We start from the raw sequence: 24,305 nt of genomic DNA, 5'->3' as shown, positions 1-24,305 counted from the left end.
TTTTTTATTTAAAAATATGCATCAGTTCCAGAATCACTTGATCGATCTCCTCTTTGGTGTTAAACCTGCTAAAAGAGAAGCGAACTGAGGTTTGTTTGGCCTCTTTTTCAGTTAAAATGGCTGAAAGTACATGTGACCCTTTGCTGCTTCCGCTCTGGCAGGCAGATCCTCCCGAAGCAGCGATCCCTTTTAAATCAAGATTGAAGAGAAGCATTGGTTTTTCTGTGGGAAACCGCACACTGAGTATGTGAGGTGCGCTATTTTTTATATCTGCTGAGCGGCCGTTAAATGCAATGCCAGGAATATGACTGCTTATTTGTTCTATAAAATATTCTTTCAGTTGTATAAGATGTATTTTATCCGCATCATAATTTTCCATGGCCAATGAAAGAGCTTTATTCATTCCGGCAATGCTATGGGTATTTTCGGTGCCTGCTCTTGATCCCATTTCCTGCTCACCACCATGTAAGATGGGTTTGATAACGAGCCCTTTTTTAACAACGGCAAAGCCTACACCTTTGGGGCCGTGAAATTTATGGGCACTGGCAGCAACAAAATCAATAGGTGTTTTTTTAAGATCTAAGGGTACATGTCCAATGGCTTGTACCGTATCTGAATGAAACAAGGCATTGGATTCTTTACAGAGAGACGAAACGCGCTCCATATCAAGAATATTTCCCAGTTCGTTGTTCACATGCATTAAACTGACCAGTGTCTTCAGATTTGAAGATTTTAATTTTTCTTCCAAGTCATTATAATCAACTTCACCATCACTGGTAACCTTCACAAATACTGTTTCAATTCCATTGTCCTTGTGCAGTACTTTTATAGTATGCAGGACAGCATGATGTTCAATGGCTGAACTAATAATACGCTGAACGCCTAAATTTTTAACCGCATTGAATAAAACCAGGTTGTCAGCTTCACTGCCACCTGCCGTAAAAATTACTTCCGAAGCCAAACAATTCAAATATTTGGCAACGTTTTTTCGTGTCAATTCGACAATTGCTTTTGCTTTTCTGCCAAAATCATGTGATGAAGAAGGGTTTCCAAAGTTACTTTTCATATGATCCGTCATCACATCAATGACCTGAGGGTCTAATGGGGTAGTAGCGGCATTGTCCAAATATATTTTTTGCATCTTACAAAAGTAATTATTTTCTTAGTTCTAATGTTTTATAATGGGAACAAATCGATTACTTTTGCACTTGATTTATAATTTGTTGGTATTAAATAAATTGGAATTAGTATGATGAAGAAAGTTTTTTTATTGATGGTATTGCTACTGACTTTTTCGTGTAATGACGGGGATTTGGATATTTCCAGTTTTGAATTTGAAGAGGAGGTCAATATATGTGGGACACAGAATTATACGCTTTACCGTTTAAGCACTAATGAGCAGCGGGAAGCGCTGATTGTAACTTTAACAGATCAGCAAATTAGAAAAGACGAAGACATTGTTACACCGGTTAGTGTCAGTGTGAATGGAGATTATACCGTAACCTACAGACTTTTTGATGATCAACTCACAGATAACTATTTTTGTGCTTCAGTACCGCCTGTCGAACCTGTTGTGCTTAAAGACTGGAGGGGCGTTTCAGGAACAATTTTTGTTGAAAACGAACCTAAGTATGATACAGATGGTGAGACGATTATTGGTTGGAAACATTATGTAATTCTAATAGACGTTGTATTGCAAGTGGATGATCAGGAACTTAAATTGGATGAAACCTTCGTTTACGGAACTGCTGAGACCGGTCCGGCTTCCTAAACTTTACTTGGTGTTTTGATAGATAATTACTTCTGTGGCGCCTTGTCCATATTCTAGATAGGAGGCATCATGAAAGGCGACGTTGTAATTTTTCAGTAGAGTTTTCAATTCATTCTTTAAAACACCCTCTCCGCGTCCATGAATAAATATAATTTTAGGATGTTTCTTGCTAATAGCCTGTTCCAGTTCTTTTTTGGCGACATTTAATTGCAGTGATAACTTATCAAAGTTGCTCATTCCTTTTTCATGATCTATGAGCTCATGAATATGAAGATCTACTTCTTTGACAAAACTTCCTTTTTTAACTTTAAAACTGGTTTTGGAGGTTTGTTTGGTATCAATTTCTTTGGTTTCCGCATGACTTACTTCGGGATTCCACTCCTTGTTGATGAGCAATTCCAATGGAGCAAACGAATATTCAAAGCCATCTTCACAGGAAATGGTAACGAAGCCTTTTTCAATTTTGACTACCTCTCCTTGCAAGGTATCATTGATGACCCTTACATGATCTCCAATTTCAAAGTCTTTTTTCGCATTCATAGACGCAAATATATATTGAAAATTATTGTAATTTTAATTCCTTGATCAATTTAATCAAACATGGGCTTTATATCTTTTTTGGAGAACAATATGTTGTCATGTCAATGGCAGAATCTCGGAATGGAATGCATGGGCTGTGGTTTCCAAAGATCTGTAATTTTTCTTTTGAAGGGGGATTTTTTTAAAGCATTTATTACCTATCCTGCCATTTATTCCTTGCTTGCCATGGGCTTGATCTTGGGCTTGCATTTAAAATTCAATTTTTCTGCCGGGCACAAAATTCTTCAATGGCTTTTTGTTTTAAATGTGATCATTATTGTTGGAAACTATATTTTAAAACTAATCTAATAAAATTGTATGTATAAAGAAAAGTTACCCTATTCTCAAAGCGCCTTAATACTTGGAATTTCATCCATTGTTACTGCTTGCTGTTGTTGGGGCGTTATTGGAATAATTTTGGGAATTATTGGTCTTAATAATGCAAATAAAGCCATTAGGATGCATGAACAGGATCCCAATAGTTTTGATGGAGTTAATAATGCTCAAACCGGAAGAACAACAGCTATTATCGGAATAGTAATAGGTGTGATTTCGATGATTTGGCATATTTATATTTTATCAACCGGTGATTATCAGGTTTTTATTGAGGAATTTAGTAATATGTCAGAAGAGTATTGATACCTGCTTAAGTCTCCCTGGCTTCAAAATCCATCAAGGTGTAACCTGACATTCAAGGATGTATATGGACTGCTCAAAGTTTCCTTAAAAAAAGAAAGGGACGCTTATTTAGAGTTAATTATTTCTCTATTTTTACCCTATGATAATAAATGATTCGAACAGACATAAAGGCCTTAGAAACCAATTGGTCAAAGTGATTAAAGAGAAAGGTATAAAGGACAGAAAGGTGTTGGATGCCATATCAAAAATCCCCAGACATTTGTTTATGGATTCTGGTTTTGTTGACTTTGCTTATCAGGACAAACCATTTCCAATAGGTGCGGAACAAACCATTTCTCAACCCTATACAGTGGCCTTTCAATCTGAATTGTTACAAGTCGAACCAGGGCATAAAATATTGGAAATTGGAACTGGATCCGGATATCAGACAGCTGTTTTAATTGAATTGAAAGCTGAGGTTTACAGTATTGAAAGACAAAAGGAATTGTACACTAAAGTCAGAAAGTTCCTGCCTAAAGTAGGGTATGTTCCTAAAAAACTTGAATATGGTGACGGATATAAAGGAATGCCTGAATACGCACCGTTCGACAGCATTATAGTAACCGCAGGAGCTCCTTATTTACCCAAGACCTTGTTAGGTCAGTTGAAAGTAGGAGGTAAGTTGGTGATCCCAATTGGAGAGGATGTTCAGGTGATGACTGTGTTTACCCGTGCCTCAGAGAAAAAATTTGAGAAATTAGAATATGGTGATTTTAGATTTGTCCCCATGCTAAAGGAAAAAAATAATTCTTGATTGTAACTTCATGAAGGCTTCAGATATAGATATTCCACTGGTTTCTGTTGAATGGCTTGCAGATAATATTCGCAAGCAGCAGTTGATTGTTTTGAATGCCACCTTGCCAAAAGCGACTGCGGCAAATAATCAGGGAGGTGTATCGGAAGATAGAATCCCAGGTGCCAGATTTTTTGATATAAAAAATACGTTTAGCATTTCGGATGCGCCGTTTCCAAATACGAGGGTTGACGAACCTACTTTTAATAAAAGTGCACAGGCTCTGGGTATTAATCAGGATAGTTGGATCATCGTCTATGATGATCACGGCATTTATTCAAGTGCCAGGGCCTGGTGGATGTTTAAAGCGATGGGTCATATAAAAGTGGCTGTATTAGATGGAGGCCTGCCCGCATGGAAGCGTTCAGGGTTGTCGACAGAAAAAAAGACAATTGAAACATATCCAACAGGAAACTTCAATGGGCAATATCAGGTCAGCTATTTTAAAGATAGTGAGGATGTCTTAAAGGATCTTGACAATGACAATGAGTTAGTCCTTGATGCAAGAGCAGAGGATCGATTTGCAGGATTGGTTGAAGAGCCGAGAAAAGGATTGAGAAGCGGTCATATACCTCATTCCAGCAATATTCCATACACAGATTTATTGAATAACGGTAAAATGAAAAGTGTCAGTGAGTTGCGCATTTTGATGGAAAAAGCCTTGTTAAAAGATAAAAATATTACCTTTTCCTGTGGCTCTGGAATTACCGCCTGTGTGCTTGCTTTAGGTGCTACCCTTGTTGGAAAAAGCGAATTGTCTGTTTACGACGGTTCATGGACAGAATGGGGCAGTGTTATGAGTCTTCCTATCGAAAAAGAATAAAAAGTCTAAATGGCTTTCAGGCTCAAATCCATATTGCTCACCGAATGTGTTAATGCACCGGATGAAATATAATCAACGCCACAGGCTGCATAGTTCTTAGCAGTTTGCAAGGTAATACCTCCCGAAGATTCAGATTCGCATTGTCCGGCAATCATTTGAACGGCTTTTTCGGTGTTCTCATAATCAAAATTATCTATGAGTATTCTGTGAATTCCTTGATGATCAAGAATTTGTTTTATTTCATCTAAACTTCGGGCCTCTACAATTATTTTAAGGTCGAGATTCTTCTGGGCTAAATAATCCTTGGTCTTTTTAATCGCCAAATCGATACCCCCGGCAAAGTCAATATGATTGTCTTTTAGCATGATCATATCATAGAGCGCAAATCTATGATTCACCCCTCCACCAATTTTTACGGCCCATTTTTCAATGGCTCGAATACCTGGAGTTGTTTTTCTTGTATCGAGAATTTGAGTATTGGTTCCTTTTAATTCATCCACAAATTTTTTCGTTTTCGATGCAATGGCACTCATTCGCTGCATGGCATTTAAGACCAATCTTTCAGCCTTTAAAATTGATTGCGATTTTCCGGTAACATAGAATACGATATCACCTATTTTAACTGATTCTCCATCCACTATAAAAGTTTCTATATCCAAACTTTCATCAACTTCTTTGAAGATCATTTTAGCGAATTCAACTCCTGCGATAATACCATCTTCCTTTACTAACAATTTTGCTTTACCCATGGCATCTGCAGGTATACAAGCCAATGAACTGTGATCACCTTCTCCGATGTCTTCTCGAATACCATTTTTAATGATTCCTTTGAGTTCATTTTCAAATTGAATTTTACTTATCATTATTTGCGGATTTTATAAGAACAAAAATAAGTCTTTATATTTACCGAAACAATCAGTTTTATGAAAATCAAATTGCTGGCCATTGGCAAAACAGATGATAAAAATCTCCAGGTATTAATTGAAAATTATGAGAAACGTTTAAAGCATTATATAAAATTTGAACTGGAACTTATTCCAGATTTGAAAAATGTAAAAAATCTTTCAGAATCAGAACAAAAGGAAAAAGAAGGATCCTTGATTCTAAAAAAACTGAACCCGGCAGATCAATTAATCCTTCTCGATGAAAAAGGAATCATGCACACATCTAAGGAGTTTTCAACATTTATGCAGAAGAAGATGAATTCGGGCATCAAACAGCTGGTATTGGTCATCGGAGGTCCCTATGGATTTTCAGAGGAAGTTTATAAAAAGGCACAAGGAAAAATATCATTGTCAAAAATGACCTTTTCACATCAAATGATTCGGCTGTTTATAGTAGAACAAATATACCGAGCGTTTACAATTCTTAAGAATGAACCATATCATCATGAGTAGCTTTGTAAAAATTAAACTGTTTTTGTATCAAATTTGGTGAGGACTACTTCGATGCCGGAAATTCAGTGTCAGAAAAGTGAATTCAGGAAGTTCTGTTTATATAAGACCTGTGTATTGTTTTTCCAGGCTTAATAATTTTGGCTATTTTTACTGTTAACATATTTATTCGTAGCTGTGATGATATTATCCGATGGACAAGGCTTTTGTTTATCAGTCAAGGAAAGAGAATTAACTACTGGAAATAGTAGCCAATATATCTCGGATGCGTGTTGATGATTTTTGCCCTACAAACGTTGCCATGAATGGTAAACTTTAATAAAGTGATATAAAAAATTATGATAACTGATCTTTTCGTCTATGACTGAGCTTATTTCAACATTTATTTTTCTCTTTGCCGTTATCGACCCAATAGGATCCGTCCCGGTTTTTATAGCAGTAACTGATGGTTTAAGTGAAAAAGAGAAAAGAATCACGGCCTTTAAGGCGGTTCTGGTTTCATTCGGAGTACTCCAATTCTTTATCATTGCAGGAGAACTCATACTTGATGCGATTGAGGTGCCGCTTCCTGCTTTTCAAATAGCAGGAGGGATCGTACTGTTTCTTTTTGCACTTACCATGATTTTTGGTGATAGTAAACCTGATGAGGAGATCAAATCAGTTAAAGATCCTTCAGAAATAGCCATTTATCCAATGGCGATGCCTTCAATTGCGAGTCCTGGAGCCATGCTGGCAGTTGTATTACTTACAAAAAATTCAGAATACAGTATTTTTGAACAAGTACAGTCGAGCTTGGTTATGGTTAGTGTTCTTGCTGTTGTTTTACTTTTATTATTGCTATCGACTAAAGTGCAGAAGTTAATTGGTTCAGCTGGCGCCAGTATTATTAGTAGGGTGATGGGGCTGATTTTGACTGCTGTAGCTGCTGATAATATTATTACGGGTATCAAGGAATCTTTCGGGTTTATAATATAATAGTTTTTAATTGAATAAATAGAGTGATTACTTCTCATATAATACTGATGTCTAAAGGATTGATTAATTTGTCAAAACGGATAATATACGCGCTTGTGCTTCTTCTTTCTGTCTATGGAATGAATGCTCAGGTTAAGGATACGATAGAGATGTCAATTGATTCAGTTGATACCTTGTTGGATAGTATAGAGGAGGTGGTACTTGAGAACCCATTGGAAAAGACAAATAGATCAAGTCCACGGGCAGTAATAGTAAATTTCATCGAAAACATGAATAATTCTTATGGCTTTTTGATGAAAGCAAATGAAAGAAATCTAAAAATCCCTGGATATTTTATTGCAGATGAAGTGAAGGATGATGTCCGTCAAGGTGAATTGTATTTTGAAAAAGCTACTTATTGTTTGGATTTAAGTGCTTTTCCTCCCTCGCTTCAAAAAGACTTAGGCTATGGAAGGGCCATCATGCTCAAGGAAATTTTAGATAGGATACCATTACCTCCGCTTGAAGAAATTCCTGATTATCAGGCGGTGGAGCTAGACGAAGAAACAAAAAAACATCCCAAATTAAACTATTGGAGAATTCCAGAAACGCAAATCATATTGGTGAAGACTGAAGAAGGAGTATTTCAAGGTGAATACATGTTTTCATCAGAAACAATAGAAAAATTGCCTGATTTTTATAAGCAGGTCAAACTTCTTCCTTTTAAGCCGGAACGGGATGTATCAAAGGGGTTTTATGATTTTTATATCAGTACACCAGGTTTATTAATGCCTCCAAGATGGAGTATGTATTTACCGGAATGGTCGACCCAGATGTATTATTCTCAAACCATATGGCAATGGTTAGCAATGTTAGGGGCTTTACTTATAGCGCTCATTGTCATCAGGATTTTGAATAAAATCTTAATTCATGGAAATCATAGGTTTTCCCTGCTTATTAAGAAATGGAGCAAGGCTATTTTTTATGCTTGTTTAATTGCGATCACCCTTTTTCTCAATAGTTTTCTTAATGAACAGGTTAACATTACAGGGATAACGCTCGCAGTGTCTAAAATTCTTTTAGAATCTGTTTTTTGGTTTTTTGTGTCTTTACTGGCCTATAATGTTTTACTGGCTATGGCTGAAGTCATCATCAATGCCCCTAAAGTGGCAAAGATTGGGATTGAAGCGACCTATACAAGAGCAACCTTTATGGTTATTGCGATTTTTGTATCTGTTTCTATCATAGTCATTGGTCTTTCTCAGATAGGTGTTTCAATCGTTCCCTTATTAACCGGAGTTGGTATTGGGGGACTTGCCATTGCTTTGGCGGCTCGATCAACGTTGGAAAATGTTATTGGAAGTTTTACCATTTTTGCCGACAAGCCATACCGTGTAAACGACAGGGTGAAAGTTCTTAATTATAATGGCACTATTGAGTCGATCGGAATACGATCAACTCAAATCAGATTGTTAACGGGGCCATTGGTTTCTATTCCAAATGAAAAAATGGCATCGGTTGAGATTGAAAATATTCAGGCCAGACCTTATATCAGAAGAGATTTTGATATACGAATAAAGCATGGTTCCTCCTATACAGAGGTTGAGAAAATAGTTCGTATGATACGGAATATTGTTGCTATTCCGGAAGGAGAGGACGATCACCCAAATCAAGTTATAAATCATGTAGACTATCCACCCAGGGTGTTTTTTAATACGATTGCTGCTGATTCTTTTAATATTTCAGTTGTTTATTGGCATTTCCCTCCTGTTCATTGGGATTTTATGGAGCATGCTGAAGGTATTAATATTCAAATAATCAGAGAATTAAATGAATCGGGAATCGATTTTGCATTTCCGACTCAGATCGTGCATGTGTTAGACGGGAATGAAAAAAATAATAGTTTTGAGAATGGAACTGAGAACTCTGAAGAAAACAATGAATTATAAATTATATAGAATAAATCAATGACAGGTTTTTTTGCAATTTTAGATGATATCGCCGCTTTGATGGATGACGTTGCCGTAATGGCAAAATTTGCTACTAAAAAAACCGCCGGCGTATTGGGGGATGACCTGGCAGTTGGAGCGGAGAAAGCATCAAGTTTTAGGGCATCGAGAGAATTACCGGTACTTTGGAAAATCACCAAGGGTTCTTTTATTAACAAATTAATTATACTTCCCTTTGCATTTTTACTTAGTGCATACGCTCCCCAATTAATTGTCCCCATTTTATTAATTGGAGGTGTTTATTTGAGTTTTGAAGGAGTTGAGAAAATCATTCATACTTTTTTTCATAAAAAGCATGTAGATCATCAAGAGATAAAGGTTGTTTCGGAGGAAGAATTGTTGGAAATTGAAAAGGCAAAGATCAAAAACACCATCATTACTGACTTTATATTGTCGTTAGAGATCATCATGATCGCTTTAGGAACCGTAACCAGTCAGCCCCTTATTGAACAAATACTTGTGGTATCTATAGTGGCGATTATTGCTACTATCGGAGTATATGGTATTGTAGCTTTGATGGTGCGTATGGATGATGCAGGAATGAAATTGATACATTCGGCCAGAGGTAAAAGTCAATTTGTAAAATCTTCTTTTGTTGTAATTGGAAAGGGTCTGGTATATTCCTTGCCAAAATTAATCAAATTACTGGCAGTAGTTGGAACAATAGCCATGCTATTGGTGGGAGGAGGCATGTTTGTGCATAATATTCCTGAGGTACATGATTTTTTACATGCCTTGCCAATGATTCTTGCAGAAATGCTAACAGGCATCGTTGTGGGTCTCATTGCTGTTGCGATCATCGAAGGATTTAAAAAGATCAAGAACCTTTTAGTTAAGAAATAAAAAGAAAATAAAAGAAGTTTTCAAGGTTTTGAGCTACAGTCATTAGGAGCTCAATGTTTCATAAAACCTTTTTTTGCACCGCGTTTGGCTGTTGAGCCATGAATGTTTCCGCCGCCCCAAGTCAGCCCACTTTTTTTATTTCTGAATGTTGGATAGGGAGTATCAGTTTTTTTGTCCCTCAAGGCCTCTTTTTTAATATCTTTCTTATTTTTATACCTCTTAAGAATATCGTCTTTGCGCTTATTATATTGGAAATGCTCTATCAAATACAGCGGAAAAGCTGCCAGGAAAAACAAACTGAAAGAGAGTATAAAATATAAATTATAATTGCTGAGATCAATAAGATATCCGATACAGGCTATCGTAAAAAACACGAGACCCAATATTCCTGATATGTAGATTGCTGCTCTCATAATTAAACCATTGAAGAACCAAAGCAATCTTAAAGTTATAAAACTCTGCTTGATTTTAAAAGCAATTTTTAAGGAATTTTCCAAAAAGCCACAACTCTTTCAATCATCCAAAATGCTGCAATGGAGCCAATTGCATAAGCTGGAATCTTCGCTACATAGCTTGGCCATTTTTTATACAAAGACAACAGTTTTAAACATACCAAAATGACCAGTACAAACAGGAGTTGCCCTATTTCTACTCCTACATTAAAAAAAGCGAGTGCCAAGGGTATGTCTTGTTGAGGGAGGCCAATATCAGCAAGTGCTCCGGCAAAACCAAAACCATGTAATAGTCCAAAACTAAACGCGACAATCCAGGGTTTTTTACTGGTCAAGGTTTGTCTTCCATTCAGATTGTTTATCAGTTCCACGGCAAGAAATACAATGCTGAGTGCAATGACGGCTTCTACCGGTGCTCCGGGAAAATTTACATAGCCCAAAGCGGCAAGACTTAAGGTAATACTATGGGCAATGGTAAAGGCTGTAATCGTTTTAACGATCTTCCATCGACCTTTTGTAATTAATATGAGCGCCAGAACAAATAACAAATGATCTATTCCCAACAGAATGTGTTCAACACCAAGCACAGTATATGTTTTTATGACATCCAAAGATGAAGTTTCTCCAGGAATGAGCTGGCTGTCTTTGTCAGCCTGAAGCATGAATGTTGCAGTTTCTCCATTGAGATATTTTATATTCACTAGTACATCGATGAGAGTTTTGTTAAGTCCTTGTATATAAAGTTCATGACCTCTGATAGATTCATTCCCACTTAAACCATAATAATAGATGACTGATCCTGGTATTTGATTCGGGTTTTTAAGTATTTCAATGCTAAATGATTTCGGAAAAACCGGTTGAATTCGAGGAACAGCATCTCCCATGCTCGGTACCTTCCAAAAAATTTCATATTGGTGATCAGCAATCTCTATGATCTGTAAATAGGCGGGCCTGATTTCATGCGCAGTCAATGAAACAGGAAAAATCAATAGCGATAAAACGAAAATAGTTACGAGCTTATTTTTCATTATAATTACAAATCCAATTAGATTTCTCCATCGTTTAAATAGTCAATAAAACTCTGATCAAACTGATCAGGATCCAACTCATATTGAATCTGATAATTCTTTCGATACTCATTAAAAATTTCTTCTTCTAGAAGTCGCTGTTTTTCATATTCATAATCTCTTAGTACCTCTTTTTTTATGAATTCGAATGCTATAGGTAAAGGTGCTTCTTTCTCTACAATATATACGAGATGGTATCCATAACCAGATTTAATCGGCCCGGTCCAGGATAAAGAATCAATACTTCTTAATGATTCAGAAAAGTTCATACCCAGCTCTCTGCTTAAATCACTTTCTTCAACTTTGCTGTACTGATAAGGAAACGGCATGTTATCCCCTAAGGATTTTACTTTTTCCGGGCTAACACCTGCTATTTGTGTTAATGTGTTTTCAGCATCTGTCTTGGGATTATTTCTATAGTCAGGGCTAAATATAATTTGATACAACGAATAGGTGTAAGGACTTTTATAGTTCTCAAGGTTTTCTTGATAATACGCTTTAAGATCTTCGTCTGTTGGCTCATTTAAACTCGCTATATCGCTCGCTAAAAATTGCATTTTTTGCGACAGCCGCCGTTTAATAATTTCATCATTGTGATCCAGATTGATCTTTAGCGCCTCCTGGTAAAAAATTTCTTGCCTAATATTTTGAAGAATCAAACTTTTCAGTTCTTCATCTGTGGGTAACCTTTTCCATTGCATTTCCCAACTTGCGATGATATTTTTCATATCATAATCATCAATAATGATGGTCTCTGCGTCATCAGTGTCTTTGTTCACCAGACCATAGAGGATAAATAGACTGAGTCCGATTAGCAAAAAGTGAACCAATGGTTCTTTTAAAATTTTCTTCATGTAAGCAATTATTAATGCTCTTAAAAATAATATTTTATGCTGAAATTACACAATCTATTTCAATGAGTTTTACAGCCGTTAAAACAATGTAGCATTGGTTGTTTGGTATACCAGACTTTAGGGCTAGAGCCTCTTTCATCTATTGCAGCAGGAAACTCAGTAGTAGGTTTAATTCTTCATAAGAATCATTCATAGGTTGAGTCATTCAAGAATTATAATAATAAGATCTCAATTGACCATTAAAATTACTCATTAAACCCAAAACCTGAAGAACAAGAAGGGCAACTTTAGTTTTTTGAGCTTGCCAAATTATTCAACTCATAAAAAAATGAAGAAATAAATTTTCATGAATCTAAACACCTGGGATGAGTTTTGTTTGTTTTTAAAGAGATCTGTTTTCTGATCTTTTTATTTTGGACTATACCAGATAGGACTTGACCAAGCTCTTTCGATGAGGGTTTTTGGAACTGATTTTGGAAATGTAACGCCTTCTCTTATTTCATCATAGAGATTCCATCGAGCAGCAGGTAATTGCAAAACTCTCACATAATAAAAGGCTTTGTGTCTTGGATCAAAATCGGGATCTATCCAAACAGTCATCAGTTGGCTACTTCCTTTATTAGTTGTGAATTGGCCCGTAGTGAGGTCTACAGGTGCCTCTATTGGTTCAACGGAACCATCTGAATGAATCGTTCTATTGTCAGAAACAGCAACATTATAAATTTTTTCTTGCATCTGTCCATTTTGCATCCATCCCTTGATAATCTGAATTCGATCCAACCCAGGACCAATAGGGTCTTTTGCAGCCCATACTATAAATTGAGGCTTGCTACCATTTGCCTGTGGAAGATCACCTCCCATGGGAACTCCTTTTTTATATCCATCTTCAATAAAAGACTGGTTCTTGTAAGATTTTTTAAAGTCATAACCTCCAAAGAACCTGACCTTTATTCTAGGCCCGCTTGTGGCATACGTTTCTTTATGATATAATGCGTCCCAAATCGCCTCTCTTGTATTGCTTTCGGCCCATACTCCTGTCAGTGAACCCGGGCTAATATCGTAAGCGGTAGCCCAACCATCGATCACCTGTTTTGTTCTGTTGTCTGCCGAGCGGTCCGCATAGCCATGACTTCCCACCGAATAGTTGTCTTCTTCCACATTTCCTGGTGTTCCATTATGATTATCAGTTCCTCCTACAAATCCATACTTAAAAGGATTTACGCCAAGATCTTTTTCATATTTAAGACCTCTTTCCAGTCCATAACGTACATAATTCCTCTTTTCGAATGTTCGACCACTGTAGTCTTGAATGGAGTAAGCCATCTCAAAATCAGCAAATTCATCATTCGCCCAGAATTGTGGATGAACTTCAGAATTCCCTTTGATCTGCATCATTTCAATCAAAGGTTCCATTTTTTGACGAGTTTCGGCATATGATTTATCAAGGGGATCACCATCAATATCTACTTCTGGAAACATCATTCCTTTACTCCCATTCGAATTGTGAGGAATAGCCAAAAGGGTAGATCCGTTATCTATTTGTTCTTGCATCCATAGCCAAAGCTTCTGTGGATCCCTGCTATCATTGGAGCTAAATGGAATTTTTGGTACTATAGAGTCTCTGAAAATTACATTTCGATGTAAATTCCCGGCATTTGGGGCAGAAGACCATTCGAAGGCGTGAAGGGTCGTGAATTTCCCTGGTTGATTATATTTTTCTGTTGCCTGAAAGTTTTTTCTCCATCCAGACATTGTTGATGCTTCTCCCTGATAAAAATCTGGATGTGAAGACCCACCGGTTCTGGCAGGAGTCACAACATACTTGACAAATAAAGCGATGGCATCTTCATAGTTGTCAGCTTCTCTCATTTGTTTTGCTACTGGGTCATTATAACCAGGAGTTCCTTTATTCATAAGGGTATACGTTTCTCCAAGATACTCAGCGTGATCAGAGATAGCACAAAAATCAAGGGGTCTTTTAAGTTTGTGTGGACTACCATTAGCTGTTACCTCTTCACCTTTGGCAAACCTGTAAGCTTCCTCCGGAGTCAATCTGTTTCCTCCGATAAATGCATCCATGGAAGAACTGGTGTGAACATGTGTTTCACCAAAATAGGCATTCTTAAGTGGATTTGTTTTTATGTTTCCCGATGTCTTGGACGTAGAGGAGGGGGGGACATCCTCTTTTTTTAATGGTTTTTTATCACAACTCATTAAAATGACCAAGATCAATATCAGGGGGAAAAGTTTCATTGTCTGCTATTTGAATAAAACTCTATTAGTCTATTAATTCAATAGGAAAGCAATATAAGTAATTTCCTATGTAAAAAAGTTATCATTTGTTAAGATAGTTTTTTATTTAATTTTTTTTTAATTCTGGAGAATGATACTGCTGTAATACCCAGGTAGTTGGCCACATATTTGTCGTAAGCTCCTTTTAGGAAGTCTGGATTCATTTCCAGTAAATCGAGGTACCTTTGTTCAGAATTCATGGTGATCATACTATTCACTCTATAGGTTAACCTGAGTATAGCTTCCTTTAAGCTACTCATATAAAGTCTTTGTATGCCCTCATATTGGAAAGCAAGCGCCTCAAATGAATTAATCGAAAACATAAGGACCTTGGTACTATCTATGCTCATGATGGTTAATTTTTGTGGTGCATCTGAAAAAAGAGCATCCGCATCTCCGACAAAAATTCCTTTTGAACGCAGCAAGATGTTTTTTTCTTCTCCATTTTCATCAGTTACAAACCCTCTAACACTTCCTTCCAGGACCAGAAAGGCGTTTTTCGATCGATTTCCGGCTTTCAATATGATCGATTTGGTATCATAGGATTTAAATTCACATATAGCTAAAAGCCGATGAAGCTCCTTTTCTGATAAATCTGAAAAATAGGGTTTGATCAAGGCGCGTAAATCCGAAGGCTGCATGTGTCATTGTTTACATCTAAAAATAAAAAAAAGATCTCTAATAGAGACCTTTTTATTCACAAGTATTTTCTTTCAATCAGGGAGTGTACCAAATAGGTGAGGTATACGCTCTTTCTGTGGTTGTCATTGGTGATTCTTTGGGCATTTCCACACCAAATCTCTTGGCATCGTATGCCGTCCATCTGGGGGTAGGAATCTCTAGTACCCTGGCATAATAGAAACTTCTTAATTTTGGGTCAAAGTCAGGATCTTTCCATATTCCAATCAACTCTGCTCTTCCGATTGAATTTGACCATGTGGCGTTTTTGATATCTACAGTATTCCCTACGTCAGGTACTTTCCCGTTTTTAAGCTTACGTTGCTCCATGTCACTCCATACGACGTCATATACTTTTTCATGTGTTTTCCCGGATGAATCAAGCCATCCTTTTACAATCTGTATACGATCTAAATTACCACTGTAGGGGTCTTTAAGAGCTCCAACTAAAAACGAAGGTGATTTTCCCGAAGGGGCCAATCTTAAATCTCCTCCCATAGGTACTCCTTTGGAATAACCAATTTCTGCAGGTAATCTGTTTAAGGCATCTTCTTCTGAAAATTCCCATCCACCAAAAAATCGAACGATAATTCGGGGACCGGTTGTAGCATAAACCTCTTTACGAGCCATGGCATCAAACAGGGCCTCACGTGTGTTTTCTGTTGCCCAAACTCCGGCATAACCAGACGCTACTAATTCCCAATCAAAAATTTTATTTCCTTCAAATTCTCCAACAATTCCTGTGGATCGATGTGCACTAGGTTCGTTTCCTGAGTGTTTGCCAAAAAAGTTTTCTTCCTCTGCTGTGGCTAAACTAGTGTGTGAATCCGTTGATCCTACTACGCCAAACTTATAGGGGTTTGTTCCTAGCTTTTCTTCTAATTTCAAGCCGTTTTTAAGCGCTTCTCTGCCATATTCGTATTGAAGCATATCATCAGTTTTGGCCGCACTCAAATTCAAATTACCCTTTTCCCAATTTTCATAATCAGCAAATTCATCATTTGGTGATAATAAAGGATGGGCTTCTCCATCCCCTTTGATTTGAGTGATCTCATAAAGGGGTTCCCATTTGATTCTGTTTTTGGCATAATTTCCATCTAATGCTTTTCCTGTAGCAGGATTGACTTCAACCGGGAACATAATGCCATTACTCAAATTTCCATTATGGGCCAAGGCCAATACGTTTCCATTCGTCTGGACCTCATAGCGCTCCATCCACTTCCAGAGATCTTCAGGATTGAAACTTTCACTAGTGGTGTAGGGGAGCATTTTTTTTGCTCGTTCACCATTATCACGGTACAAAACATTTCTGTGTAAATTGTTACCATTTTCGGTCGATGTCCATTCATAACCAATGATGGTGGTGAAGGTACCAGGGTCATTATACTTTTCAGCGATATCAATATAACGATCCCATACGGTCTGACTAAAGTCATCATCAAGTAAAATAGGTGGGATTTTACCCAAAGCAAAACTATTGATGACGTCCATTGTGGCCATTAATGCAGTTTTACCCCCTTCATTGATGCGTTTGTGCCAATCTTTTACTGTAGCGTCTGACATCAAATTGGGGTTTCCTTTAATAATTTCGTTCATCGCGCCCATTCCGTCAGAATGATCGGCTACGACCAGCCAATCCAAGGGTCTTGACAATTTTACTTTTTCACCATGAGTTGCTGTGATTTCTTCGCCACGAGCCAATTTATAAGCTTCTTCAGGCCCTAAAACAGTTCCAAATGCTCTGGCATCCAAAGAGTTGCTTGTGTGAAGATGTGTGTCTCCCCAATAGACCTGAGTAGGGAAGTACCTTCCTCCATAAGGTGAATATCCTTTTTTTTGATGGATACTTTCACCTTCTTTCATATCCATGGTCATCTCGCCAACTTGTTGTGCAAATAGGCTTATTGTAATTAAAAATAGTCCGAATGTAGCAAGTAATTTTTTCATATTGGATTTAGTTAGGTGAATACCAGATAGGAGAGGTGTAGGCTCTTTCTTCGCTGAACAATGGTACTTCTTCAGAAAGTTCAGTTCCAAAATTTACTTTATCAAAAAGAGTCCATCTTGGCGTTGGGATCTCTAATACTCTTACATAGTAAAAAGCTTCCAATTTTGGGTCGAAATCAGGATCGATCCATACCGATTTCAATTCGGTGGAACCTATTGAATTGTCCCAGGTCGCATCATTGAGGTTTACTGAGTTACCAACTGAAGGAAGTTTTCCATCTGCGCCAATAGTCCTTTCTCCACTCCAAACCACATCATACACTTTTTCATCCAGACTTCCGTCCTCATTCAACCAACCCTTAATTATTTGTATTCTGTCGAGACTTCCTCCCTCAGGGTCCATCATTGCATATACCAAAAATGTAGGTGCTTTTTCATTCCCTTCTTTGATGTCACCGCCCATGGGAACACCTTTTTCATATCCTGACTGCACAAAATTTTCTCCAAGATCATTATCTGTAAAATTCCAGCCACCAAAAAAACGAACTTTCATTCTGGAGCCGGTGGTAGCGTAAGTCTCTTTTCTTTTCATGGCATCCCAAATCGATGTTCGTGTGTTTTCATGAGCCCATACTGCGGCATATCCAGATGCCAATGTTTCCCAAGTGTAAATGGTTCCTTTGTCAGAGGTTACAAAAGGGTGCTCTGATCTATCTTTAGAAGGTTCGACATTGGATGCCTTTCCAAAGAAATTGTTTTCATCAGCTGTAGCCAGGGAGGTGTGAGAATCTGTACTACCGATCAATCCGAATTTATAAGGATTGGTGCCAAGTTCTTTTTTAAACTTAAGACCCAGTTTTAAACCAGACCTGGTATATTCATACTGCAGCATATCATTGGTCTTTTTGGCGCTTAAATCTAAATTACCCTTATCCCAATTTTCATAATCTGCAAATTCATCGTTGGGCGATAAAAAAGGATGGGTTTCACCATCTCCTTTAATTTGAGTGGCTTCATACAAAGGTTCCCATTGAGCCCGGCGGTCCACATACGCTTTATCATAGGCTTTCCCGGACACAGTAGTTTCAGCAAACATCATTCCGTTGCTCAGGTTTCCGTTATGAGGAATCGCTAACACTTTTCCTCCTGTATTTTTTTCATAAGTTTCGAGATTATCCCATAATCGTTCCGGATCAGAACTGTCTTCGTTGGTGAAGGGTAATTGCTGTATGGCCTTATCGCCATTATCTCTATAAATAACCACCCTGTGCAGATTGTTTCCCTTGATTAAAGAGGTCCATTCATAGCCTATAAAAGCTGTAAAATTTCCTGGATCATTATATTTTTCCGCTGCATCCACTACGTTTTTCCATACAGGTGTCATCATGCTAACATCATTTGTCTTAAAGGGCATTTCACCCTGAGAAAAGGTTTTGATAATGCTGAGTGCCGCTTCTCCACCTTTTCCATCATCAATCATTTTCTTCCATTCTACCGATTCTTCATATTTCATCACATGCTCTTTTTCTGCCATTAAATCAGGAAAGAAACCCATTCCATCAGAGTGGTCTGCAACTACCAAGAAGTCCAAAGGTCTGGAAAGTTTTGTTTTAATACCTGTGGAGGACGTAACTTCGTCCCCTCGTGCAAACTGGTATGCTTCATCCATTCCAATTCTGTTTCCGAAGGCACCGGCATCCATTGAAAGATCGGTATGAAGGTGGGTATCTCCAAAAAACACTTGTTCCGGGAACCCGTTGTTCACAGCCTCCGTTTCTTGTGCAGGATCTGCATCTTTATTATTGATTTCTGATTTTTTTGATTCTTTGTTGCAAGACAGCAACATGAGTACGAAAAGTGTACAGGCGAGGGTAAGAGAACGCATTTTTAGAAGCTTTAGGTTAAGTACTATAAATTTAATTAAAAATAATTAGAAACTCTTGATTATTACTACTTTTGAAATAAATTATGCCAATGAAAATTGTTTTTGCAACCAATAACAAACATAAGGTTCAGGAAATTGTCGATTTACTTCCGGCAACTATAAAAGTGTTCACCTTGATGGATATCGGATGTTTTGATGAAATTGAAGAAACTGAAGATTCACTTGAAGGCAATGCCAAAATAAAATCAGATCATATAAAAATGAATTATGACTATGATTGTTTTGCAGATGATACTGGATTGGAAGTAGATGCTTTGGATGGCAAACCAGGAGTTTATTCGGCACGATATGCTGGTGAAAATGCCAGCTTTGAAGATAATGTGAATAAAATGCTGCATGAGCTGACAGGGGTCGAAAATCGACAAGCAAGATTTAGAACTGTCATATCCTTATTTATTGATGGAAAGCAATACTTTTTTGAAGGTGTCTGTGAAGGAGAAATCCTCACCAAAAGAAAAGGAGAAAAGGGTTTTGGTTACGATCCGATTTTTAAACCAAAAGGCTATGACCAAACATTTGCTGAAATGGACTTACAGACAAAAGGCCGCATATCTCATCGCGGACTGGCTGTTCAGAAGCTGATAAAATTTTTAAAGACCCTTGATTAAAATAAAGTGATCTGAGCCTGGTCATCATCCTCATTTTTTTCATCAGAATTATTGGGTAAATCCTCTTTTTTCGGTTTCTCAGGTACCTCTATTATCTGTTCTTCTACGAGTTCCACTTCTTCTAAAACTGGTTCTTCGTAGGGCAAAGGGTCCATTAGATTTATGTCTTTTATCTTTTCTGTAGTAAGCTGATTACCTAGTGCTTTAATCCCTTTTACTGCAATAAATTCTTCAAAATTTAAGGTTTCGTTTTCGAGACTTCTTTTTGAGTAAACAATCTCAGCCATTGGTCTGAAATCCAAGGCAACAATCATAAGTTTGGAGGAAGGATGTTCAGTGATAAATTTCTCTTCTCTATCCGGATGTTCGATCATAAATCGCTTCACGTAATACCGTTCTCTTTCACCATCAAAATAAACGACAGATATAGGTTTGTTCGGCTTCCATTTTTCCAGCACGATCATATCGTTTTCAAAATGGGTATTAAGATTTGGAATAATGGTTTTTAACTCTCCCTTTTGATTGATGATAAGCAGCCTGTCATCAGCTGTAAACTCTCCAATTAAATCACCTCTGTCATCTACATTAAGTCTTTGAACTGTTTCGTCGAACCATATTTTACGCGGTTTTAAAGTAGAGACACCTTTTTCCTTGAATTCTATTTTTCTAATCGGATATTTGGAAACCATATTGCCCTTACTGCCTCGTCCCTTAATGCTTAAATCAGCCAGATCAATGTCCCATTTTAGTTTTTTAATAAGACCTACCGCTCTCAGGTTAACCGTTACAACTTCTGCTTCACCATTAGGATTCGCGGTAAAATACAACACCTTGGAACCTTTCGCACCTGTAGTGAGATCGTATTCTTTATCTCTGGTAATTGAAGTGACAGAAAAACGTTTCATGTATGAAACACCCGTTTTTCCATCCTTATAGATCATATTATAAATCGTTCTTTTGTCATTCTTTTTAAAGACTGCAGCATGTATGATATTTTTACCCACAAAAGTTTTGCTTTCTACCTTTGTTATAAGCATTTTCCCATCATTCCGAAACACGATTACATTGTCAATATCTGCACAGTCTGCGACAAATTCATCCTTTCTGAGAGTAGTTCCTATGAAACCTTCAGCCCGATTCATGTATAATTTAGAATTTCGCATCACCACCTTAGTTGCTACGATATCTTCAAAAATTCTTATATCTGTTTTGCGCTCCTTTCCTTTGCCGAACTTATCCTTTAAGTCTTTGAAGTAGGCGATGGCATAGTCAACAATGTTTGCAAGATGGTTTTTAACAGCTGCAATTTTCTCTTCCAGCCCTTCGATAAACTGTTTTGCTTTGTCAATATCAAATTTGGATATTTTTTTAATCCGAATTTCCGTTAGTCTGACAATATCCTCTTCGGTAACTGCTCGTTTAAGATGTTTTATATGAGGTTTTAAGCCTTTATCTATCGCCTGTATAACTCCTTCCCAAGTTTCTTCTTCTTCAATATCTCTGTAGATACGATTTTCAATAAATATTCTCTCCAAAGAAGAAAAATGCCATTGTTCTTCTAATTCTGCCAATTGAATTTCCAATTCTTTGGTGAGCAGTTCTACCGTATGATTCGTTGAGTATTTTAGGGCATCTCTGACTCCGATAAAAACCGGTTTATTTTCTTCAATGATGCAGCATAAGGGGGAAATGGAAACTTCACAATTTGTAAAAGCATATAAGGCATCAATTGTTTTATCCGGACTAACACCCGCTGGCAAGTGAATTAAGATCTCTACTTCTCGGGCCGTATTATCTTCAATTCTTTTGATTTTGATCTTACCCTTGTCATTGGCTTTTAAAATGGACTCGATTAAAGATGACGTGGTGGTTGAATAAGGTATTTCAGTAATAACGAGTGACGATTTGTCTTTCTGTGAAATTTTAGCACGCACCCGCACTTTGCCACCTCTTTTTCCATCATTATAATTACTTACATCTGCAATTCCTCCAGTAAGAAAATCAGGAAATATGGAAAAACTCTGCCCTTTTAAAATTTTAATAGAGGCCTGTATCAGTTCGTTACAATTATGAGGTAATATTTTAGTAGATAAACCAACTGCAATACCTTCAGCGCCTTGAGCCAGTAGCATTGGAAATTTAACAGGTAAATCAATAGGTTCCTTGCGTCGTCCATCATAAGATGCCTGCCATTTGGTTGTTTTGGGATTAAAAACAACGGCTAAGGCAAATTTTGAGAGTCTTGCTTCAATGTACCTCGATGCCGCAGCACGATCACCGGTGAAAATATTTCCCCAGTTCCCCTGCATATCAATCAACAGTTCTTTTTGACCCAATTGCACCAAAGCATCTGCAATACTTGCATCTCCATGAGGGTGGTATTGCATGGTATGTCCAACAAGATTCGCCACTTTGTTATAACGACCATCATCCAGATCTTTCATCGATTGCATGATCCTTCTCTGAACGGGTTTAAACCCGTCATTGATACCAGGTACAGCCCTTTCCAAAATCACATAGGAAGCATAATCCAGAAACCATTCTTCATACATCCCACCAATTTTGGTGATGGTTTCTTCATTTTGATTGTTATTCTCTTCTATTTCTTCGTATTCAGACATAGATAATTAAGTTGCTTTAAATCTTTAGGACTCTTCTATAAGGTCCAACTCAACTTTGAGGTTGTTAATGATGAATTTCTGTCTTTCAGGAGTGTTTTTACCCATATAAAATTGCAGTAGCTGCTCAATGGAAGTGTCTTTATTGAGCATTACCGGGTCCAGGCGAATATCCTTTCCAATAAAATGGACGAATTCATTTGGTGAAATTTCTCCAAGACCTTTAAACCTGGTTACTTCCGGTTTTCCTCTTAACTTTTTGATCGCTTCCTTTTTCTCATTTTCAGAATAACAATAGTGAGTATCTTTCTTATCTCTTACTCGGAATAAGGGCGTCTCCAAAATATATAAATGACCTTCTTTGATTACTTCCGGAAAGAACTGTAGAAAAAAGGTGATTAAAAGGAGGCGAATATGCATCCCGTCTACGTCAGCATCTGTAGCGATCACAATATTATTATACCTGAGATTTTCGATGCCATCTTCTATATTGAGTGCCGCTTGTAATAAATTAAACTCTTCGTTTTCATACACAATTTTCTTACTGAGCCCGAAGGAGTTCAGCGGTTTTCCTTTTAAGCTAAAAACAGCCTGAGTATTTACATCTCTGGATTTGGTGATTGAACCACTCGCAGAATCTCCCTCCGTAATAAATAAACTGCTTTCTAAACGATCATTCTTTTTCATGTCGTTTAAATGAATTCTGCAATCACGTAATTTTTTATTGTGAAGACTGGCTTTTTTGGCTCTTTCCCGGGCAATTTTTCTTATTCCTGATAATTCTTTTCGTTCCTTTTCAGCCTGAATAATTTTCTTTTGAATATTCTCAGCTGTTTCAGGATTTCTGTGTAAGTAATTATCGAGCCTTCTTTTTACAAAATCATGGATAAAAGTTCTCACAGTCGGCAAGCCTCCTCCCATTTCTGTCGATCCGAGTTTGGTTTTGGTCTGACTCTCAAAGACGGGTTCCATCACTTTTATGCTTATAGCACAAACAACAGATTTTCGAATATCAGACGCGTCAAAATTCTTTCCAAAAAAATCTCGTATTGTTTTAACGATCGATTCTCTAAAAGCGTTCTGATGTGTTCCTCCCTGGGTTGTATGCTGACCATTTACAAATGAGTGGTATTCTTCACTATATTGAGATTTGCTATAGGTTAAGGCTATTTCAATATCATCTTCCATCAAATGGATAATGGGAAATAATTTAGAATCTTCAGCTATATTTTCGTTTAACAGATCTTTTAACCCGTGTTCTGATCTGTATTTTTCTCCATTAAAAACAATTGTTAACCCTGTATTGAGATATACATAGTTTTTAATCATTTTTATGATGTATTCATTTCTGAACTTATAGTGAGGAAAAATGTCGAGATCTGGAACAAAGGATACTTTGGTTCCTTTTCGCAATGTTGAAGCTTCCTGAGGTAAGTCATTGAGGAGATTCCCTTTTTCGAATTCTGCTACCTTACTTAAGTTATCTCTTACTGAAAGTACTTTAAAGTAAGAGGAAAGTGCATTTACCGCTTTGGTACCTACACCATTCAGACCTACGGATTTCTTAAAAGCCTTGGAATCGTACTTTCCACCGGTATTCATTTTGGAAACAACATCCACCACTTTTCCCAGGGGTATTCCACGTCCGTAATCTCTCACAGATACCTGGTTGTTTTTCACAGAAATCTCAATAGTTTTACCCGAGCCCATGACGTATTCATCAATTGAATTATCAAGTACTTCTTTAATAAGGATATAGATCCCGTCATCAGGAGCGGATCCGTCTCCTAATTTTCCAATATACATTCCGGGACGCATACGAATATGCTCCTTCCAATCTAGTGAACGAATATTATCTTCTGTATATGAAGTTTGGCCTGACATTAAGATTCTTTGGATTAACTAGCATCGCTAATGTAGTAATTAAGGCCTAAAAATAAAATACTAGGCGAAATTTTTATTAACACAGTAATTAAAAGTTTCTTTGACATTTTATTTGC

The 24,305-nt window shown here is 37.3% G+C and carries 22 protein-coding genes; 10 read left to right on the top strand and 12 right to left on the bottom strand.

Annotated features, from left to right (window positions below; translation table 11 throughout):
* Positions 1-4: 4 nt before the first annotated feature.
* A complete protein-coding gene (locus tag ACR2MV_RS03745; protein WP_434020560.1) occupies positions 5-1,141 on the bottom strand; it encodes a cysteine desulfurase family protein in 1,137 nt (378 codons plus the stop codon).
* A gap of 108 nt (positions 1,142-1,249) precedes the next feature.
* On the opposite strand from ACR2MV_RS03745, the gene ACR2MV_RS03740 reads away from it, so the two are divergent.
* Positions 1,250-1,771 (top strand): hypothetical protein, encoded by a 522-nt coding sequence (locus ACR2MV_RS03740; protein WP_434020559.1) that lies wholly within the window; start codon positions 1,250-1,252, stop codon positions 1,769-1,771.
* 3 nt (positions 1,772-1,774) lie between these two features.
* Here ACR2MV_RS03740 and ACR2MV_RS03735 read toward each other — a convergent pair whose 3' ends face one another.
* Entirely contained in the window at positions 1,775-2,311 is a 537-nt protein-coding gene (locus ACR2MV_RS03735; protein WP_434020558.1) for a Smr/MutS family protein, read from the bottom strand.
* 60 nt (positions 2,312-2,371) lie between these two features.
* On the opposite strand from ACR2MV_RS03735, the gene ACR2MV_RS03730 reads away from it, so the two are divergent.
* The 4 genes from ACR2MV_RS03730 (at position 2,372) to ACR2MV_RS03715 (ending at position 4,644) form a co-directional block, all read left to right on the top strand.
* The gene (locus ACR2MV_RS03730) at positions 2,372-2,659 is read left to right on the top strand and encodes a DUF2752 domain-containing protein (protein ID WP_434020557.1); all 288 of its coding nucleotides are present in this window, start codon (positions 2,372-2,374) and stop codon (positions 2,657-2,659) included.
* Between the two features lie 9 nt (positions 2,660-2,668).
* On the top strand, positions 2,669-2,989 hold the full coding sequence (locus ACR2MV_RS03725) for a CCC motif membrane protein (RefSeq protein WP_434020556.1): 321 nt from the start codon (positions 2,669-2,671) through the stop codon (positions 2,987-2,989).
* Between the two features lie 139 nt (positions 2,990-3,128).
* A complete protein-coding gene (locus ACR2MV_RS03720; RefSeq protein ID WP_434020555.1) occupies positions 3,129-3,782 on the top strand; it encodes a protein-L-isoaspartate(D-aspartate) O-methyltransferase in 654 nt (217 codons plus the stop codon).
* 10 nt (positions 3,783-3,792) lie between these two features.
* Positions 3,793-4,644 (top strand): sulfurtransferase, encoded by an 852-nt coding sequence (locus ACR2MV_RS03715; RefSeq protein ID WP_434020554.1) that lies wholly within the window; start codon positions 3,793-3,795, stop codon positions 4,642-4,644.
* Positions 4,645-4,649: 5 nt separating this feature from the next.
* Here the strand turns inward: ACR2MV_RS03715 and nadC are convergent, their stop codons facing one another.
* A complete protein-coding gene (gene nadC, locus ACR2MV_RS03710) occupies positions 4,650-5,507 on the bottom strand; it encodes a carboxylating nicotinate-nucleotide diphosphorylase (RefSeq protein ID WP_434020553.1) in 858 nt (285 codons plus the stop codon).
* A 60-nt stretch (positions 5,508-5,567) separates the two neighbouring features.
* Between nadC and rlmH the strand changes: the two genes are divergently transcribed.
* The 4 genes from rlmH to ACR2MV_RS03690 all read left to right on the top strand — a co-directional run bounded on the left by rlmH (position 5,568) and on the right by ACR2MV_RS03690 (position 9,844).
* Positions 5,568-6,041: a 23S rRNA (pseudouridine(1915)-N(3))-methyltransferase RlmH gene (gene rlmH, locus ACR2MV_RS03705; RefSeq protein ID WP_434020552.1), complete on the top strand. Its 474-nt coding sequence runs from the start codon at positions 5,568-5,570 to the stop codon at positions 6,039-6,041.
* A 357-nt stretch (positions 6,042-6,398) separates the two neighbouring features.
* Positions 6,399-7,013 carry a MarC family protein gene (locus ACR2MV_RS03700; protein ID WP_434020551.1) on the top strand — a complete coding sequence of 205 codons (615 nt, stop codon included), beginning with the start codon at positions 6,399-6,401 and terminating at the stop codon, positions 7,011-7,013.
* A gap of 47 nt (positions 7,014-7,060) precedes the next feature.
* Positions 7,061-8,941, top strand: coding sequence for a mechanosensitive ion channel family protein (locus ACR2MV_RS03695; protein ID WP_434020550.1), 1,881 nt, complete (start codon positions 7,061-7,063; stop codon positions 8,939-8,941).
* A gap of 18 nt (positions 8,942-8,959) precedes the next feature.
* Positions 8,960-9,844 (top strand): DUF808 domain-containing protein, encoded by an 885-nt coding sequence (locus tag ACR2MV_RS03690; RefSeq protein WP_434020549.1) that lies wholly within the window; start codon positions 8,960-8,962, stop codon positions 9,842-9,844.
* 50 nt (positions 9,845-9,894) lie between these two features.
* Here ACR2MV_RS03690 and ACR2MV_RS03685 read toward each other — a convergent pair whose 3' ends face one another.
* The 7 genes from ACR2MV_RS03685 to ACR2MV_RS03655 form a co-directional block, all read right to left on the bottom strand.
* The gene (locus ACR2MV_RS03685) at positions 9,895-10,257 is read right to left on the bottom strand and encodes a hypothetical protein (protein WP_434020548.1); all 363 of its coding nucleotides are present in this window, start codon (positions 10,255-10,257) and stop codon (positions 9,895-9,897) included.
* Positions 10,258-10,325: 68 nt separating this feature from the next.
* Positions 10,326-11,324, bottom strand: coding sequence for a HupE/UreJ family protein (locus tag ACR2MV_RS03680; protein ID WP_434020547.1), 999 nt, complete (start codon positions 11,322-11,324; stop codon positions 10,326-10,328).
* A 17-nt stretch (positions 11,325-11,341) separates the two neighbouring features.
* Positions 11,342-12,217, bottom strand: coding sequence for a peptidyl-prolyl cis-trans isomerase (locus tag ACR2MV_RS03675; protein ID WP_434020546.1), 876 nt, complete (start codon positions 12,215-12,217; stop codon positions 11,342-11,344).
* Positions 12,218-12,625: 408 nt separating this feature from the next.
* A complete protein-coding gene (locus tag ACR2MV_RS03670) occupies positions 12,626-14,470 on the bottom strand; it encodes a DUF3604 domain-containing protein (protein ID WP_434020545.1) in 1,845 nt (614 codons plus the stop codon).
* A gap of 89 nt (positions 14,471-14,559) precedes the next feature.
* Positions 14,560-15,150, bottom strand: a complete 591-nt coding sequence (locus tag ACR2MV_RS03665) for a Crp/Fnr family transcriptional regulator (RefSeq protein ID WP_434020544.1) — start codon at positions 15,148-15,150, stop codon at positions 14,560-14,562.
* 76 nt (positions 15,151-15,226) lie between these two features.
* Entirely contained in the window at positions 15,227-17,134 is a 1,908-nt protein-coding gene (locus tag ACR2MV_RS03660) for a DUF3604 domain-containing protein (RefSeq protein WP_434020543.1), read from the bottom strand.
* A gap of 7 nt (positions 17,135-17,141) precedes the next feature.
* Positions 17,142-19,019: a DUF3604 domain-containing protein gene (locus ACR2MV_RS03655; RefSeq protein ID WP_434020542.1), complete on the bottom strand. Its 1,878-nt coding sequence runs from the start codon at positions 19,017-19,019 to the stop codon at positions 17,142-17,144.
* A gap of 89 nt (positions 19,020-19,108) precedes the next feature.
* On the opposite strand from ACR2MV_RS03655, the gene ACR2MV_RS03650 reads away from it, so the two are divergent.
* On the top strand, positions 19,109-19,687 hold the full coding sequence (locus ACR2MV_RS03650) for a non-canonical purine NTP diphosphatase (RefSeq protein WP_434020541.1): 579 nt from the start codon (positions 19,109-19,111) through the stop codon (positions 19,685-19,687).
* Here ACR2MV_RS03650 and ACR2MV_RS03645 read toward each other — a convergent pair.
* A complete protein-coding gene (locus tag ACR2MV_RS03645; protein WP_434020540.1) occupies positions 19,684-22,308 on the bottom strand; it encodes a DNA gyrase/topoisomerase IV subunit A in 2,625 nt (874 codons plus the stop codon). The genes ACR2MV_RS03650 and ACR2MV_RS03645 overlap by 4 nt on opposite strands.
* Before the next feature lie 24 nt (positions 22,309-22,332).
* Entirely contained in the window at positions 22,333-24,189 is a 1,857-nt protein-coding gene (locus ACR2MV_RS03640; RefSeq protein ID WP_434020539.1) for a DNA topoisomerase IV subunit B, read from the bottom strand.
* Positions 24,190-24,305 lie beyond the last annotated feature (116 nt).

This window comes from Lutimonas sp. (assembly GCF_051011215.1).
Classification (GTDB): Bacteria; Bacteroidota; Bacteroidia; order Flavobacteriales; family Flavobacteriaceae; genus Lutimonas.
The sequence above is the reverse complement of the archived record's forward strand: the minus strand, read 5'-3'. Positions and strand labels throughout refer to the sequence as shown.

Coding starts and splice junctions, on each gene's coding strand:
- ACR2MV_RS03745 (WP_434020560.1), bottom strand. CDS start 1,141: ATGCAAAAAATATATTTGGACAATGCCGCTACTACCCCATTAGACCCT.
- ACR2MV_RS03740 (WP_434020559.1), top strand. CDS start 1,250: ATGATGAAGAAAGTTTTTTTATTGATGGTATTGCTACTGACTTTTTCG.
- ACR2MV_RS03735 (WP_434020558.1), bottom strand. CDS start 2,311: ATGAATGCGAAAAAAGACTTTGAAATTGGAGATCATGTAAGGGTCATC.
- ACR2MV_RS03730 (WP_434020557.1), top strand. CDS start 2,372: ATGGGCTTTATATCTTTTTTGGAGAACAATATGTTGTCATGTCAATGG.
- ACR2MV_RS03725 (WP_434020556.1), top strand. CDS start 2,669: ATGTATAAAGAAAAGTTACCCTATTCTCAAAGCGCCTTAATACTTGGA.
- ACR2MV_RS03720 (WP_434020555.1), top strand. CDS start 3,129: ATGATAATAAATGATTCGAACAGACATAAAGGCCTTAGAAACCAATTG.
- ACR2MV_RS03715 (WP_434020554.1), top strand. CDS start 3,793: ATGAAGGCTTCAGATATAGATATTCCACTGGTTTCTGTTGAATGGCTT.
- nadC (WP_434020553.1), bottom strand. CDS start 5,507: ATGATAAGTAAAATTCAATTTGAAAATGAACTCAAAGGAATCATTAAA.
- rlmH (WP_434020552.1), top strand. CDS start 5,568: ATGAAAATCAAATTGCTGGCCATTGGCAAAACAGATGATAAAAATCTC.
- ACR2MV_RS03700 (WP_434020551.1), top strand. CDS start 6,399: ATGACTGAGCTTATTTCAACATTTATTTTTCTCTTTGCCGTTATCGAC.
- ACR2MV_RS03695 (WP_434020550.1), top strand. CDS start 7,061: ATGTCTAAAGGATTGATTAATTTGTCAAAACGGATAATATACGCGCTT.
- ACR2MV_RS03690 (WP_434020549.1), top strand. CDS start 8,960: ATGACAGGTTTTTTTGCAATTTTAGATGATATCGCCGCTTTGATGGAT.
- ACR2MV_RS03685 (WP_434020548.1), bottom strand. CDS start 10,257: ATGAGAGCAGCAATCTACATATCAGGAATATTGGGTCTCGTGTTTTTT.
- ACR2MV_RS03680 (WP_434020547.1), bottom strand. CDS start 11,324: ATGAAAAATAAGCTCGTAACTATTTTCGTTTTATCGCTATTGATTTTT.
- ACR2MV_RS03675 (WP_434020546.1), bottom strand. CDS start 12,217: ATGAAGAAAATTTTAAAAGAACCATTGGTTCACTTTTTGCTAATCGGA.
- ACR2MV_RS03670 (WP_434020545.1), bottom strand. CDS start 14,470: ATGAAACTTTTCCCCCTGATATTGATCTTGGTCATTTTAATGAGTTGT.
- ACR2MV_RS03665 (WP_434020544.1), bottom strand. CDS start 15,150: ATGCAGCCTTCGGATTTACGCGCCTTGATCAAACCCTATTTTTCAGAT.
- ACR2MV_RS03660 (WP_434020543.1), bottom strand. CDS start 17,134: ATGAAAAAATTACTTGCTACATTCGGACTATTTTTAATTACAATAAGC.
- ACR2MV_RS03655 (WP_434020542.1), bottom strand. CDS start 19,019: ATGCGTTCTCTTACCCTCGCCTGTACACTTTTCGTACTCATGTTGCTG.
- ACR2MV_RS03650 (WP_434020541.1), top strand. CDS start 19,109: ATGAAAATTGTTTTTGCAACCAATAACAAACATAAGGTTCAGGAAATT.
- ACR2MV_RS03645 (WP_434020540.1), bottom strand. CDS start 22,308: ATGTCTGAATACGAAGAAATAGAAGAGAATAACAATCAAAATGAAGAA.
- ACR2MV_RS03640 (WP_434020539.1), bottom strand. CDS start 24,189: ATGTCAGGCCAAACTTCATATACAGAAGATAATATTCGTTCACTAGAT.